Source organism: Brucella sp. RRSP16 (genome assembly GCF_052246815.1).
In the GTDB taxonomy this organism is placed as follows: domain Bacteria; phylum Pseudomonadota; class Alphaproteobacteria; order Rhizobiales; family Rhizobiaceae; genus Brucella; species Brucella intermedia.
The window spans coordinates 178102-192853 of sequence record NZ_JBQQAM010000003.1 but is presented as its reverse complement, the minus strand read 5'-3'; the positions used below and the strand labels follow the sequence as shown (position 1 = coordinate 192853).

The following is a 14752-nucleotide window of genomic DNA, read 5'->3' as shown; positions in this document are numbered from 1 at the left end:
ATCGAGTTTCGGTATTACTGGCCCCTATTACTGGCCCGCATTATTTGGCGCTGGCGATGACCTTTTCCAGCCGCTCCTGAACGACCTTCGGCTTCTTGGCCGAAACGATCTGTTCGAGATTGGCCGGGCTGTCGCCCACGGCGATCAGCGCGATCATGCCCATTGCATAATGCGGAGTGCACTTTACCAGATATGCGCCGGGTTCCGTAACCGTCAGCACATAATTCTCGTTGATCTTGCTTTTGAACTTCTCCGCGCCTTCCGGGATCATGTCCTTGATGGATTCGACATTGTGCCCCTTGTCCACCGGCACGAAGGTGATCGTGTCGCCGGGATTGGCCTTGATATAGGCGGGCTCGAAAACCATGGCGCCCTCGGCACCCTTGTTGAGCATGTGAACTTCGATATTTTCGGCAAGGGCTGGGGCCGCCAGCACGGCAAGAATGCCTGCTGCAGCAAATTTGATTGCGAGTTTACGCATTTTCGTCCTGATCTCCATCGGATGGGCGCAGCTGCCGTCTCGGCTTTACACGCCACGCAACGGGATTTAGACCCGCCGCAGGCCATTCTCTTTGATCTGGATCAAACAGATTGCTTTATTCATGATAATGACGCTCAGAATAAAAAGTGTTGATTTTCCGCGTCGGCCCACCGCACCATTTCCGGTGAAGCCCTTTTGCCGCAGGCCCCGGCCCGCCTCCCCGGCATGACAACCCTGCATGCATCTTGTATGCATTTCAGCGAACTTTATTCGCCCCTATCCGCACTGCCTCAAGAACCGGCAAGGAATGACAGAATGAGCGACACCATTTCGATTTCGACAGAAGAACTCGCCGGGCTTGTGCGGGAAATCCTGAACAAGGCGGGTTTCAGCGCCGACCATGCCGCAGCCATCGCCAAGACGATTGTGGCGGGCGAGCGCGACGGCTGCAAATCCCATGGTGTCTACCGCATCGAAGGTTGCCTGCGCACGCTGAAAAGCGGCAAGGTGGTCGCCGATGCCGACCCTGTCGTCACGACCGATGACAGCGCCGTTGTTCGCGTCGACGCCAAGGGCGGCTTTGCCAATCTGGCATTCGAGCGCGGTGCGCCTGCCCTGGTCGAGAAGGCGCGCAAGCTCGGCGTTGCGGCGCTGGCGATCAACGACTGCACCCATTTTGCCGCCCTGTGGCCGGAAGTCGAGGCGCTTGCCGAACAGGGGCTTGCGGCAATCGCCATGTGCCCGAGCTATGCAACCGTTGCGCCCGCAGGCGGAACGAAGCCGCTTCTGGGCACCAACCCCTTCGCCTTCGGCTGGCCTCGCCCCGGCGACTATCCTTATGTGTTCGACTTTGCCACCAGCGTGGCCGCGCGCGGCGAACTGGAGCTTTATCGCCGCGCCGGAAAGCAGCTGCCCGAAGGCTGGGCCGTCGATGCGGACGGCAAGCCCACGACCGACCCGGAAGCAGCCCTTGCAGGCGCGATGCTGCCATTCGGCGAGCACAAGGGCTCGGCCATTTCCACGATGATCGAACTTCTGGCTGGTGTGATGATCGGTGACTTCACCAGCCCCGAAGCGCTCGACTTCCTTGGCACGACAACGCTTGCGCCGCGCCATGGCGAACTCATCATCGCCTTCGACCCTGCCCGCATGGCGGGCGGTCGCGGCAATCCGCAGGAGCGCGGCGAAATCCTGATCGAAGCGATTGCCGGACAGGGCGCGCGCCTGCCGTCGCAGCGCCGCTTTGCCGCTCGCCGCGATTCCCTCAGCAAGGGCATTACGCTCACCGCCGCCGAAATGGCGCTGCTGGAAAAGCTCAAGGAAAAGGGTCTCGACGCAGTGTCGTGATCCCAAACAAAAAGGCGCCGGAAACCGGCGCCTTTTTCTTTTTCCGACCTGATTTCAGGCAGCGTATTTCGTTGCTGCGCTGCCCTGCTTGTTCCAGTCGGCATACCAGGTCTGGAACAGCTTCAACTGGGTTTCGCAATAGCCGCGCTGGCTGTCGGACAGCTTGTCCGTCTCGTTGAAATGCAGTTCATATTCCGGATTGCCGGTCAGAACCATCATGTGCTTGTAGAAGAGAACGAGGTCCGGGCCTTCATCGAAGGACGACAGAACGTCGAGTGCGGCTTCCAGTTCCAGCGCCAGCTTGCGCGCTTCGCCGTCGCCGGTGGCCGCGGCCTTCGACAGGGCAACCAGATGCTGCACTTCCTTCGGCAGCACATTGCCGATGCCGGTGATTGCGCCGGTTGCGCCGCAATTGACGAAACCATGGAAGACGCCGGTATCGACGCCGACCATCAGGGTCACATTGTCATCGGCGCTGGTGATGTTTTCAGCGGCGTAGCGCATGGCTTCCGCGCCGCCGAATTCCTTGAAGCCGATCAGGTTCGGATGTTCCGCACGCAGCGCGAAGAACAGGTCGGCGCGGGTGGCGAAACCGTAATAAGGGCTGTTGTAGATCACGGCAGGCAGATCGGGAGCAGCCGACAGGATCGCCTTGAAATGCGCCTTCTGCGCCGAGATGGACGAGCCGCGTGACAGGACACGCGGAATGACCATCAGGCCCTTCGCGCCAACCTTCTGCGCATGGGCGGCATGGGCGGCGGCAATCTTGGTGTTGACCGCGCCGGTGCCGACGACGACCGGCACGCCAGCCTTGGCAAGCGCTTCGACGCCCGCCATGCGTTCCTCGTCCGAAAGAAGCGGCCAGTCACCCATGGAGCCGCAATAGACAACCGCAGACATGCCCTTCGCGATCAGTTCCTTGCCTTTGCGGACCAGCGCATCGAAATCCGGCGTGCGGTCGGGCTTGCAGGGGGTCATGAGGGCCGGAATGCAGCCGGAGAAAATGTTAGAAGTCATAGCGTCTTTCCTTGGCGTTTTCCTTGGGCGCTTTCGCGCGAGCTGAACCTACAATCGCTCTGTCGAACCTTGTATTGAAATCAAATATACACTTTGTATTTTTCTTGTCGACCAAAATTTTAAATGAGGATAGGATTGCTTGACCGTTGGAATTTAAACTGCTGTTAGAATGCGGTTGTGCCGCGCCAAATACACCGTAAGAAGGCAGAAAGATCATGGACAAAGACGACGCCAACCAGACAGCCGACCGGAAGAAGGGTTCAGGCGTCAAGCTGGTTTACGACGTGCTGCGCGACGAGATCATCGATCTTTCGCTCGCTCCGGGCAGTCCCATCGATGAAAACCAGCTGGCGGAACGCTTTTCCATGTCGCGCACGCCCATCCGCGAAGCCCTGGTGCGGCTTGCAAGCGACGGCTTCGTGACCACGCTTCCCAACCGCTCTACTGTCGTGTCCAATATCGACTTCCTGAGCCTGCCCGCCTTTTTCGACGCGGTGACGCTGATGTACCGCGTCACCACGCGGCTTGCCGCGCGCAACCGGACCGACAAGGACCTTGAGAATATCCGCGCGCATCAGGAAGCCTTTGCCCGCGCCGTCCGCTCGCAGAACGCACTGGAAATGATCGCGACGAACCGCGATTTTCATGCGGCCATTGCCGAAGCCGGACGCAATCCCTTCTACACCACGTTCTTTTCGCGGCTCCTCGACGAAGGGCGCAGGCTCTTGCGCCTTTATTACCAGTCCTTTGCGGACCGCCTGCCGGAGCGCTACGTCACCGAGCATGAGGACATGATCCGCGCCATCGAAGAGCGCGATGTCGATACCGCCGATCTGCTCGGCAAGGCGCATGGCGACCAGATCGTCTATCAGATCCGCAAGCTGATTGCGGAAGATCGCCGCGACCAGCTGGATCTATAGAGCATCCATCATACGGCTTCGGGCAATCGCCGGGCTTCCATCACGCGGTCGCACCATCCGAGCACGGTCTTGCTGTCGGGCGCCAGAAGAACGCCGCAATCCCCGGCGAAGTCGTTCCAGCCCTCGACATAGGTTTCGCGCACCACGGTGAGCACCGGAATCTGGCGCGCATAGGCCGTTTCGATGATCGAGCGGAAACCATGCCCTTCCGTCTCGCCCTTGCCGAAACGGTTGAGGATCAGCATATCCGCGCCGTCATCGATTTCCGCCAGAAGCGCGCCTGCCACGTCGGCAAGGGCCGCCGGATCAAGGCGGCACCCCTTCGACCCGGAACCGAGCGACTGCGAAATGATCTGCGTGACGCCGGTGCCGATATGCTCGATCTCGATATCGCGACAGCATTCCTCCCCGCCGGTTTCACGGTGCTGCAGAAAGCCGGCCACGCGCAGGCCCGCCTGTCTCGCCCGATGCGCCGCACCTGCCAGAAGCTGGTCCACCGGCACATCCTTGGCGGCGAGGATGGCCGCAAGCGTCGGTTCGTTCCTCATGCCTCGGCTCCCTCGTTCGACAACAGATCGATGCCGGTAATGTCGGCATCGGCTGCGAGGATCGCGATATATTGCGACACGGCCTTCGACCATGTGGAAGCTTCCAGCCAGCCCGCAATCCGGTCGGCCACATAATCGAACGGCAGTTCCTCGCCTTCGATGCGGCGGTCAAGCCGCACGATATGAAAACCGAAGCGGCTTTCAATCGGATTGGCCGTGATCTCGCCTGCCGCCATGCGCTCCAGCGCCTTTTCAAATTCAGGCACCGTGCTGCCGCGCGTGAGCTGGCCCAGATTGCCGCCTTGCGCGCCCGAAGGGCAGGACGAATATTCATGCGCGACCGAGGCGAAAGTGGCAGGCTCGGCAATCACCGCCGACGCCAGGCGGGCAGCGGTCGCGCGGGCCTTTTCGCGGGCCTGGCTGTCGGCGGGATCGGCGGCGATCAGGATATGGCTCGCCTCCAGAATGGGCGCGCTGGTGAAGCGGTGGCGGTTGTTTTCGTAGAAGCGCAAGGCTTCCTCCCGCGTGGCGGAAGGCACTTCGACCTCCCGTTCGATCACCATGCGCACCAGCGCATCCTCATCGGTTTCGCTGCGTCCCTCGGCGTCCTTCTCGCGCTCCGGCACGATGCCCGCTTCCCTCGCCCGCTGCAACAGCAATTCGCGGACCGCCAGCGCCCGGGCAGCGGCAAGCAGCGCCGCGCCGGGATTGTCCGACGGATGGTTCTGCGCCTCCGTCAGAATGTCGGTTTCGTTGATCGCCACGCCATTGACGGACACCGCGTCGAAAACCGGGCGCGGCTTCGGCGGCACCCGCGTATCCGGCTCCTGATAGGTGGTATAGCCGGTCGGGTGATTGTGCTGCCTGGCAGCGGGTTGTTTCCGGTCGAAAAGCGTTACCATGAGCCTTACTCCGCAGGAACGCGCATATGCGAGGGCTGAGCCGTATGGTTGCGCTCACGCACGACCTGATAGCCCGGACGCCAGATATAGCGCACCGGTGCGCTCAGCATATGCACAAGGCGCGTGAACGGGAACAGCAGGAAGATCGTCAGCCCCAGGAAGATATGCATCTTGAAGACAAACGACGCATCGGTGATGTAGCTCGATGCAGCCGGGTTGAAGGTGAAGATGCCCTGCGCCCAGTTCATGAATGTCACCATTTCGCCGCCGTCGATATGTTGCAGCGAAACCGGAATGGTGCCGAGGCCCAGCAGAAGCTGCACCCACAACAGCATGATGATAAGCGTGTCGGTCGGCCTTGAAGATGCGCGCACGCGCGGATCGAACAGGCGGCGATGCACCAGCATGCTGGCCCCGATGATTGCCATAACCCCGGCAATGCCGCCCGCCACGACGGCGAGAATCTGCTTTGCCTCATGGCTGACGCCAAGCATGTCGAACACCCAGATGGGTGTCAGCAGGCCCACGAAATGACCGGCGAAGATGAACAGCACGCCGACATGAAACAGGACCGAACCCCACATGAGCTGCCTGCGCCGCAAAAGCTGGCTTGAGCCAGAACGCCAGGTATAGGGCTCGCGGTCGTAGCGGAAGATCGAGCCCAGCACGAGCACGCTCAGCGCGATATAGGGATAGATGCCGAAAAGAAACGTATGGAGGTAAGCCATTTTCCGTCTCCTATAGATGTGAAGGGTTGGACGGGGAGCCGGGCTTGCGCTGTGCCGCACGCATCTGCATGCGCAACCGGTCCGGGCCGCAGGCGTTTTCACCCGCATTGCCGCCGAACGTCACCGCTTCTTCTTCCCAGATGCGGTCGAGCGCGGCGAGGTCGTTCGGGTCGTCTTCTTCCTGCCGAAGCAATTCTCCGACGAGGCTCTGGTCCGGCTTGGCATTGGCGACATGCAGGAGTGCCGCAAAGGCGTTGGCATAGGGCGACTGCCGCTTGCGCAGCCGCTCGCCGATGGCCGCCGTGATGTGGCCGGTCTGGGTGAGAAGATCGTGGATTTCCTCCGGCGAGCGCGTCGACAGGAACTCGAGAAACAGCGGCAGATAGTCCGGCAGTTCCCTGGCATCCACCACAAAGCCGTTGTCGTCATACATCTTCATCAGGTCGACCATGGCCTGGCCGCGATCGCGGCTTTCACCATGCACATGCTCGAAAAGATGCAGCGACAGCGACCGCGTGCGGTCGAAAAGATGCACATAGCGTTCCTGCGCCTCGTAGAGGTCGCAGTCGCAGACATAATCGACAAGGCTGTCGAGAAGCCTGCGGATGCCGGGCGAAAGCCTTTCCCCGGCAAGCGCCTCTTTCAGCTCCTCTCCGCCCAGTTGCAGCTCGGGCGTCGGATAGGAAAGCAGCAGCGAAATGATCTTCAGAGTCCTGTTCATTACACCTGCTCCCTGAAAATATCGGTCGGCGTCTGGACCACCTTCTGGCGCTTGGCACCGAACAGATCTTCCGTCGACGTGCCGCCCGAGCAGCCATTGCCGAAGGTGAAGCCGCAGGAGCCGCGCACGTCATAGGCGTCCTCGGTGATTTCACGATGCGTCGTGGGGATGACGAAGCGGTCCTCGTAATTGGCAATCGCCATGATGTGGTACATTTCCTCGATCATCGCGCCGCTCATGCCGACACGGTCGGCAATCGCCTCGTCGATGACGCCATCGACGGTCTTGGCGCGCATATAGGCGCGCATGGCGAGCATGCGTTCCAGCGCCGAGATGACCGGCTCTTCCTTGCCTGCGGTCAGGAGATTGGCGAGGTAGCGGACCGGGATGCGCATGGAGCGGACATCCGGCAGCGGACCATCCATGCCAAGCTTGCCCGCAGCCGCAGCCGATTGCAGCGGCGAAAGCGGCGGCACATACCAGACCATTGGCAAGGTGCGGTATTCGGGATGGAGCGGGAAGGCGATCTTCCAGTCCATCGCCATCTTGTAGACCGGCGAATGCCTGGCGGATTCCAGCCAGGCTTCCGGCACACCGTCCTTGCGCGCCTGTTCGATCACGGCAGGATCGTTCGGATCGAGGAAGATGTTGAGCTGTTCCTGATAGAGATCCTGCTCATTGGCCGTGGAAGCGGCTTCCGAAATACGGTCTGCATCATAGAGCATCACGCCCAGATAGCGGATGCGGCCGACACAGGTTTCCGAACATACGGTCGGCTGACCGGCTTCGATGCGCGGATAGCAGAAGATGCACTTTTCGGACTTGCCCGAGCTCCAGTTGTAATAAATCTTCTTGTAGGGGCAGCCGGAGACGCACATGCGCCAGCCGCGGCACTTTTCCTGATCGATCAGGACGATGCCGTCATCCTCGCGCTTGTAGATCGCGCCGGACGGGCAGGCCGCAACGCAGGTCGGGTTGAGGCAATGCTCGCACAGGCGCGGCAGATACATCATGAAGGTGTTTTCGAACTGGCCGTAGATTTCCTTCTCGACGCCTTCGAAATTGTAGTCCTTCGAGCGCTTGGCGAACTCGCCGCCGAGAATTTCCTCCCAGTTCGGCCCCCATTCGATCTTTTCCATCCGCTCGCCGGAAATCAGCGAGCGAGGGCGGGCGGTCGGCATGGTCCTGCTTTCGCCTGCCGTCTGCAGATGGCCGTAATCGAAATCGAACGGCTCGTAATAGTCATCGATTTCCGGCAGGTCGGGATTGGCGAAAATCTTGGCGAGGATGCGCCATTTTGCGCCCATCTTCGGCTCGATCTTGCCGTTCTTCTTGCGGACCCAGCCGCCGTTCCACTTCTTCTGGTTTTCCCATTCCTTGGGAAAACCGATGCCGGGCTTGGTCTCGACATTGTTGAACCAGGCATATTCCACGCCTTCGCGGTTGGTCCAGACGTTCTTGCACGTCACCGAGCAGGTGTGGCAGCCGATGCACTTGTCGAGATTGAGCACCATTCCAATTTGCGCACGGATTTTCATTCTGCTGCCTCCTTCACGGCGGAGTTGCGGTTGCCTTCTTCAAGCGGCCCTTCCATCCAGTCCACATGGTCGAGCTTGCGCACGACCACGAACTCGTCGCGGTTGGCGCCGACGGTGCCGTAATAGTTGAAGCCATAGGACTGGTGGGCGTAGCCGCCGATCATATGCGTCGGCTTGGTGATGATGCGGGTGACGGAGTTGTGAATGCCGCCGCGCTGGCCGGTGAGCGGCGAGCCGGGCGTATTCACGATCTTCTCCTGCGCGTGATACATGAAGATGGTTCCATCCTTCATGCGCTGGGAGACGACCGCACGGGCCACGATGGCGCCGTTGGCGTTGTAGACTTCCACCCAGTCATTATCGACGATGCCGGCCTTTGCCGCATCCGGCTCCGAAATCCAGACAACCGGCCCGCCGCGATTGAGCGTCAGCATCAGGAGATTGTCCGTATAGGTGGAGTGGATGCCCCATTTCTGGTGCGGCGTGATGAAGTTCAGCACCAGATGCGGCTGGCCGTCCGCCTTTTCGCGGATTGCCGGATTGACCGTCTTGGTGTCGATCGGCGGACGATAGACGCAGAAGCCCTCGCCGAAGGCGCGCATCCACAGGTGATCCTGATAGAGCTGCTGACGGCCGGTCAGCGTGCGCCACGGGATCAGCTCATGCACATTGGTATAGCCCGCATTATAGCAGACATGCTCGGATTCGAGCCCCGACCATGTCGGCGAGGAGATGATCTTGCGCGGTTGCGCGACGATATCGCGATAGCGGATCTTCTCGTCTTCCTTGGGAAGAGCCAGATGGGTATGGTCGCGGCCTGTGAACTTCGACAGCGCTTCCCATGCCTTGACCGCCACTTCGCCGTTAGTTTCCGGCGCAAGCGACAGAATAACCTCGGTTGCGTCGACATCGGTATAGATACGCGGACGCCCTTCGGTTGCGCCCGGCTCATGAACCCTGCCGTTCAGCTTGCCGAGAAGCTCGACCTCATGCTCGGTGTTCCACGAGATGCCCTTGCCGCCATTGCCAAGCTTGTCCAGAAGCGGCCCGACGGAGGTATAGCGCTTGTAGAGGTTCGGATAATCGCGCTCCACGACCACGACCGATGGCATGGTCTTGCCGGGGATCGGCTCGACCTCGCCCTTCTTCCAGTCGAGAACATCCTTGGGCTGCGCCAGTTCGCCCGCCGTGTCATGCAGGGTCGGCACCAGAACGATGTCCTTCTCGACGCCCAGCACTTCCGGCGCCACTTCCGAGAACTTCTTCGCGATGCCCTTGAAGATGTCCCAGTCGCTGCGTGCTTCCCATGCCGGATCGGCTGCACTCGACAGCGGATGGATGAAGGGATGCATGTCGGAAGTATTGAGGTCGTTCTTTTCGTACCAGGTGGCAGTCGGCAGAACGATATCGGAATAGACGCAGGTCGTGGACATGCGGAAATCGAGCGTGACCAGAAGGTCGAGCTTTCCTTCCGGCGCATTTTCATGCCACACGGCCTCGCGGCTTTCCTGCGCGCCTTCCTGTCCCAGATCCTTGCCAAGCAGGCCGTTGGACGTGCCGAGCAGGTGCTTCAGGAAATATTCATGCCCCTTGCCCGACGAACCGAGCAGGTTCGAGCGCCAGACGAACATGTTGCGCGGCCAGTTGGCCTCGTGGTCCGGGTCCTCGCAGGACATGGTGACCGTGCCGTTCTTCAAGGCATTGGCGATGAAGTCCTTCGGCTCCTTGCCGGATGCGGCTGCCTCTCTGGCAAGCTCCAGCGGGTTGGTCTGCAACTGTGGCGCGGAAGGCAGCCAGCCCATCCGTTCGGCGCGGATGTTGTAGTCGATCATCGTGCCTTCCCACGCACCCTCGGGCGCGGTGGGCGAAAGGATGTCCTGCACCTTCACGGTCTCGTAGCGCCACTGGTCGGTATGCGCATAGAAGAACGAGGTGGAGTTCATGTGGCGCGGCGGACGGTTCCAGTCCAGCGCGAAGGCAAGCGCGGTCCAGCCGGTCTGCGGGCGCAGCTTTTCCTGCCCCACATAATGGCTCCAGCCACCGCCCGACTGGCCGATGCAGCCGCACATCACCAGCATGTTGATGATGCCGCGATAGTTCATGTCCATGTGGTACCAGTGGTTGAGACCGGCACCGAGAATGACCATGGAACGGCCATTGGTCTTTTCGGCATTGGTTGCGAATTCGCGGGCGACGGCAATGATCTGGTCGCGCGGGACGCCCGTGATCTTCTCCGCCCAGGCCGGGGTATAGGGCAGGCCCTCGTCATAGGACCTGGCGGAGTTGTCGTCGCCAAGCCCGCGATCGAGGCCGTAATTGGCGGCGAACAGGTCGAACACGGTCGCGACCAGCACTTCGCCCTTCTTCAGCTTGAGCTTGCGGGCCGGGACCTTGCGCACCAGCACGCTGTCATGGTCGGTGCCTTCGAAATAATCGTGCTCGCGATTGCCGAAATAGGGGAACGCCACATCGGCGACGGCATCGTGCGCGCCCGCCGCAATGAAGCTCTTGGCGAGTTCCACGTCCTTGCCCCGGCCATCCTTTTCTTCAAGGTTCCATTGGCCGTCATCGCCCCAGCGGAAGCCGATGGAGCCCTGCGGGGCAACATAGGTGCCGGATTTCGTATCAAAGGCGACCGTCTTCCAGTCGGGATTGTTGGCCTCGCCCAGATCGTCCTTCAGGTCGGAAGCGCGCAGGAAGCGGTCCGGCACGTAGCGTCCGTCCTTCTTCGTGAGCATGACCAGCATCGGGAAGTCGGAATATTTGCGGCAATAATCCTCGAAATAAGGAACCTGCCGGTCGAGATGGTATTCGCGCAGGATCACATGGCCGAGCGCCATGGCAAGGGCGGCGTCGGTGCCCTGCTTCGGATGCAGCCAGAGGTCGGCAAACTTCGCGGCTTCCGAATAATCGGGCGAGACCACGACCGACTTGGTGCCCTTGTAGCGCACTTCCGTGTAGAAATGCGCATCCGGCGTGCGGGTCTGCGGCACGTTGGAACCCCAGAGCATCAGGAAGCCCGCATTGTACCAGTCTGCCGATTCCGGCACGTCGGTCTGTTCGCCCCATGTCATGGGTGACGCGGGCGGCAGGTCGCAATACCAGTCATAGAACGACATGCAGACGCCGCCGAGCAGCGACAGGTAACGCGAACCCGCCGCATAGGACACCATCGACATGGCCGGGATCGGCGAGAAGCCGATCACGCGGTCCGGGCCGTATGTCTTGGCCGTATAGGCATTGGCGGCTGCGATGATCTCGTTGACTTCTTCCCAGGTGGCGCGAACGAAGCCGCCGAGACCGCGCACCTTCATATAGTCGGCGCGCTTGGCCGGGTCCTGCTGGATCGCAGCCCAGGCTGCGACCGGCGTTTTCAGCGCACGTTCCTTGCGCCAAAGCTTCAGGAGACGAGAGCGGATCAGCGGATATTTCACGCGGTTGGCCGAATAGACATACCAGCTATAGCTTGCTCCGCGCGAACAGCCGCGCGGTTCGTGGTTCGGAAGATCGGCGCGGGTGCGCGGATAGTCCGTCTGCTGGGTTTCCCAGGTGATGATGCCGCCCTTGACGTAGACCTTCCACGAGCAGGAGCCGGTGCAGTTCACGCCATGGGTGGAGCGCACGATCTTGTCGTGCTGCCAGCGCTTGCGATAGGCGTCTTCCCAGTCACGGTTTTCGTTGGTGGTGACGCCATGGCCCTCCGAGAAGGTGCCGACATTCTTGCGCGCAAGAAAGTTCAGGCGATCGAGGAGTAGACTCATGATTTTATCCTCACTTTGGTTCGTTAGGCGGCAGCAGCGGCTGGCTTGCTGCGGTGCTCCACGTCGTAGAGCAGCCCGCCTTTTCGGGTGTAGACGCCCCAGGTGATGACGAGGCATGTCACGTAGAAGATCAGGAAGGCCCAGAGTGCGGCTTCCGGCCCGCCGGTCATGCTGATCGAGGTGCCGTAGCCCTTCGGAATGAAGAAGGCGCCGAAGGCAGCGATGGCCGAGGTGAAGCCGGTGATGGCCGCGGATTCCTTGTCCGCTTCGTGGCGGCGTTCTTCCGCGGTGGCCTTGGGCATGAGCCTGTCCATTTCCTTCGACATGATCGCCGGGATCATCTGGAAGGTGGAGGCGTTGCCGATGCCGGTCGCGAAGAACAGCAGGATGAAGGAAGCGAAGAAGCCCCAGAACGCGTTCGGCTGATCCTTGATGCCGACGAAGTAGAGCACGCCCGCCACGCCGATCATCATCAGCACGAATGCCCAGATGGTGACACGTCCGCCGCCGTATTTATCGGCAAGCCAGCCCGAACCCGACCGCGACAGCGCGCCGACGAGAGGCCCGAGGAAGGCGAACTGAAGCGCATTGACTTCCGTGAACAGGATGTTGGTCAAAAGCGGGAAGCCTGCCGAATAGCCGATGAACGAGCCGAAGGTTCCCGTATAGAGCCAGCACATGATCCAGTTGTGCCTGCGGCGGAAGATGACGGCCTGATCGGCAAACGAAGCCTTGGCCGACGCGATATCGTTCATGCCGAACCAGTTGGCGAAGGCCGTGACGATGATGAACGGCACGAAGAAGAACCCGGCATTTTGCAGCCACAGCGGCGCGCTGCCCGCTTCGGTCGCGACCATTGCCGGATCGCCGCCGAGCTTGCCGAAGATACCGGCGGTGATGACCAGCGGCACCACGAACTGCACGACGCTGACGCCGAGATTGCCGAGGCCCGCATTGAGCGCTGCCGCATTGCCCTTCTCGTGCTTGGGGAAGAAGAACGAGATGTTGGACATGGAGGAGGCGAAGTTGCCGCCACCGAAGCCGCAGCAGAGCGCCAGCAACAGGAAGATGAAATAAGGCGTATTCGGGTTCTGCACCGCATAGCCGATACCGATGGCCGGAATGACCAGCGACCAGGTGGTCAGTGTGGTCCACAGGCGACCGCCGAAGATCGGCACCATGAAGGAATAGAAGATGCGGAAGGTCGCGCCCGAAATGCCGGGGAGCGCCGCCAGCCAGAAGAGCTGGTCAGTCGTGAACTGGTAGCCCACCAGCGGCAGCTTCGCCACCACCACGGACCAGACCTGCCAGATGGCGAAGGACAGGAGAAGCGCGGGAATCGAAAGCCACAGGTTGCGCCTGGCGATCTTCCTTCCCTTCTGCTCCCAGAAGGCCGGATCGTCCGGACGCCAGTCGGTGAGGACCGAATCGCCCTTTGCCGGCTTGATTTCGGCCTTCTTCAGGCCCTGCAATTCGGCGAAGGCCGGAAGTTCTTCCGTGGCCGCGCCTTGCGAGGCGCGTTCCATCTGGCGGATCGAGACATGCATCCATGTGAACGACACGGCGACGATGACGAAGAGCAGCATGAAGCAGCTTGTCCAGAGGCCGGTCTGGTCGAGGAGCACGCCGAACAGGATCGGCAGGATGAAGCCGCCAAGACCGCCGATCATGCCCACGAGGCCGCCGACAGAGCCGACATTGCCCGGATAATAGACCGGAATGTGCTTGAAGACCGCAGCCTTGCCGAGCGCCATGAAGAAGCCGAGGATGAAGACGGTGATGGTGAAGCCGATCACGCCCATTTCGGCATGGAAGGCCAGCGGGCCGTTATCGCTCTGGATGACATAATCCGTCGGCGGATAGGACAGCACGAAGGTTGCGACCAGCGAGACGGCAAAGGTCCAGTACATGACCCGGCGCGCGCCATAGACATCCGAAAGATGCCCGCCATAGGCGCGGAACAGGCTGGCCGGGACGGAGAAGAACGCCGCGATGATGCCTGCCAGGCGAATATCGACGCCATAGACATGGATCAGATATTGCGGCAGCCACAGCGCGAGTGCCACGAAGGCGCCGAAGACGAAGAAATAGTAGAGCGAGAAACGCCAGACCTGCACATTCTTCAGCGGTTCCAGCTCCATCAGCGTGCTGGTGGGCTTTATGCCCTTGAGCCGGCGCTCGACCAGAACCGGATCGTCGCTCGTGGTGAAATAGAAGATGAGCGCCATGACGACCATCGCAGCCGCCCAGACTTCCGCGACCGCGTGCCAGCCAAACGCAACCATGACCATCGGCGCGAAGAACTTCGTCACCGCCGAGCCGACATTGCCCGCGCCGAAAATGCCAAGCGCGACGCCCTGCTTTTCCGGCGGATACCAGCGCGACACATAGGCGACGCCGACCGAGAACGACCCGCCCGCCACGCCGACGCCAAGCGCTGCAACCAGCATCTGCGGATAGGTGGTGGCGTAGGTCAGAAGCCAGGTGGCGACTGCCGAGACCAGCATTGTGAGCGTGAAGATGGCGCGGCCGCCATAGCGGTCCGCCCAGATGCCGAGGATGACGCGGATCAGCGATCCGGTCAGGATGGGCGTGCCGACCAGCAGGCCGAACTGCGTTTCGCTCAGTCCAAGCTCGGACCGGATTTCAATGCCGATGATTGCGAAGATGGTCCAGACCGCGAAACAGACTGTAAAAGCGGTCGTACTCATCGCTAGCGCCGTTGTCTGCGCCCTGGGATTTTCCCCTGCGACATGTTGCATAGGCGTACTCCGAATTGAATACCATTG

11 protein-coding genes are annotated in these 14752 nt (G+C 61.0%); 2 read left to right on the top strand and 9 right to left on the bottom strand.

The window, feature by feature from the left end:
* Positions 1-40: 40 nt before the first annotated feature.
* Complete coding sequence (locus ACS5UA_RS06405; protein WP_006473392.1) at positions 41-481, bottom strand: pseudoazurin; 441 nt, start codon at positions 479-481, stop codon at positions 41-43.
* Between the two features lie 315 nt (positions 482-796).
* Here ACS5UA_RS06405 and ACS5UA_RS06400 point away from each other — a divergent pair, with 315 nt between their 5' ends.
* Complete coding sequence (locus ACS5UA_RS06400) at positions 797-1828, top strand: Ldh family oxidoreductase (RefSeq protein WP_112701327.1); 1032 nt, start codon at positions 797-799, stop codon at positions 1826-1828.
* Between the two features lie 54 nt (positions 1829-1882).
* Here ACS5UA_RS06400 and ACS5UA_RS06395 read toward each other — a convergent pair whose 3' ends face one another.
* Positions 1883-2845 carry a dihydrodipicolinate synthase family protein gene (locus tag ACS5UA_RS06395; RefSeq protein WP_112701328.1) on the bottom strand — a complete coding sequence of 321 codons (963 nt, stop codon included), beginning with the start codon at positions 2843-2845 and terminating at the stop codon, positions 1883-1885.
* Between the two features lie 215 nt (positions 2846-3060).
* Between ACS5UA_RS06395 and ACS5UA_RS06390 the strand changes: the two genes are divergently transcribed.
* On the top strand, positions 3061-3765 hold the full coding sequence (locus ACS5UA_RS06390) for a GntR family transcriptional regulator (protein ID WP_006468363.1): 705 nt from the start codon (positions 3061-3063) through the stop codon (positions 3763-3765).
* Positions 3766-3773: 8 nt separating this feature from the next.
* Here ACS5UA_RS06390 and ACS5UA_RS06385 read toward each other — a convergent pair whose 3' ends face one another.
* From ACS5UA_RS06385 to ACS5UA_RS06355, 7 genes are read right to left on the bottom strand one after another with little or no spacing between them, the layout of a single operon-like run.
* On the bottom strand, positions 3774-4313 hold the full coding sequence (locus ACS5UA_RS06385) for a DUF2478 domain-containing protein (protein WP_112701329.1): 540 nt from the start codon (positions 4311-4313) through the stop codon (positions 3774-3776).
* On the bottom strand, positions 4310-5215 hold the full coding sequence (locus ACS5UA_RS06380) for a peptidylprolyl isomerase (protein WP_112701330.1): 906 nt from the start codon (positions 5213-5215) through the stop codon (positions 4310-4312). Before ACS5UA_RS06380 ends, ACS5UA_RS06385 begins: the two co-directional genes overlap by 4 nt.
* 5 nt (positions 5216-5220) lie before the next feature.
* Positions 5221-5943, bottom strand: coding sequence for a respiratory nitrate reductase subunit gamma (narI, locus tag ACS5UA_RS06375; RefSeq protein WP_006472081.1), 723 nt, complete (start codon positions 5941-5943; stop codon positions 5221-5223).
* Between the two features lie 10 nt (positions 5944-5953).
* Positions 5954-6664, bottom strand: coding sequence for a nitrate reductase molybdenum cofactor assembly chaperone (narJ, locus tag ACS5UA_RS06370; RefSeq protein WP_006468359.1), 711 nt, complete (start codon positions 6662-6664; stop codon positions 5954-5956).
* Positions 6664-8202, bottom strand: a complete 1539-nt coding sequence (gene narH / locus ACS5UA_RS06365; RefSeq protein WP_006468358.1) for a nitrate reductase subunit beta — start codon at positions 8200-8202, stop codon at positions 6664-6666. Before narH ends, narJ begins: the two co-directional genes overlap by 1 nt.
* Positions 8199-11963, bottom strand: a complete 3765-nt coding sequence (locus ACS5UA_RS06360; RefSeq protein WP_112701331.1) for a nitrate reductase subunit alpha — start codon at positions 11961-11963, stop codon at positions 8199-8201. Before ACS5UA_RS06360 ends, narH begins: the two co-directional genes overlap by 4 nt.
* 23 nt (positions 11964-11986) lie before the next feature.
* A complete protein-coding gene (locus ACS5UA_RS06355) occupies positions 11987-14725 on the bottom strand; it encodes a nitrate/nitrite transporter (protein WP_112701332.1) in 2739 nt (912 codons plus the stop codon).
* Positions 14726-14752 lie beyond the last annotated feature (27 nt).

What these genes read in the sequence shown, in the direction of transcription:
- ACS5UA_RS06405 (WP_006473392.1), bottom strand. Translation starts at nt 481, where the DNA reads ATGCGTAAACTCGCAATCAAATTTGCTGCAGCAGGCATTCTTGCCGTG.
- ACS5UA_RS06400 (WP_112701327.1), top strand. Translation starts at nt 797, where the DNA reads ATGAGCGACACCATTTCGATTTCGACAGAAGAACTCGCCGGGCTTGTG.
- ACS5UA_RS06395 (WP_112701328.1), bottom strand. Translation starts at nt 2,845, where the DNA reads ATGACTTCTAACATTTTCTCCGGCTGCATTCCGGCCCTCATGACCCCC.
- ACS5UA_RS06390 (WP_006468363.1), top strand. Translation starts at nt 3,061, where the DNA reads ATGGACAAAGACGACGCCAACCAGACAGCCGACCGGAAGAAGGGTTCA.
- ACS5UA_RS06385 (WP_112701329.1), bottom strand. Translation starts at nt 4,313, where the DNA reads ATGAGGAACGAACCGACGCTTGCGGCCATCCTCGCCGCCAAGGATGTG.
- ACS5UA_RS06380 (WP_112701330.1), bottom strand. Translation starts at nt 5,215, where the DNA reads ATGGTAACGCTTTTCGACCGGAAACAACCCGCTGCCAGGCAGCACAAT.
- narI (WP_006472081.1), bottom strand. Translation starts at nt 5,943, where the DNA reads ATGGCTTACCTCCATACGTTTCTTTTCGGCATCTATCCCTATATCGCG.
- narJ (WP_006468359.1), bottom strand. Translation starts at nt 6,664, where the DNA reads ATGAACAGGACTCTGAAGATCATTTCGCTGCTGCTTTCCTATCCGACG.
- narH (WP_006468358.1), bottom strand. Translation starts at nt 8,202, where the DNA reads ATGAAAATCCGTGCGCAAATTGGAATGGTGCTCAATCTCGACAAGTGC.
- ACS5UA_RS06360 (WP_112701331.1), bottom strand. Translation starts at nt 11,963, where the DNA reads ATGAGTCTACTCCTCGATCGCCTGAACTTTCTTGCGCGCAAGAATGTC.
- ACS5UA_RS06355 (WP_112701332.1), bottom strand. Translation starts at nt 14,725, where the DNA reads ATGCAACATGTCGCAGGGGAAAATCCCAGGGCGCAGACAACGGCGCTA.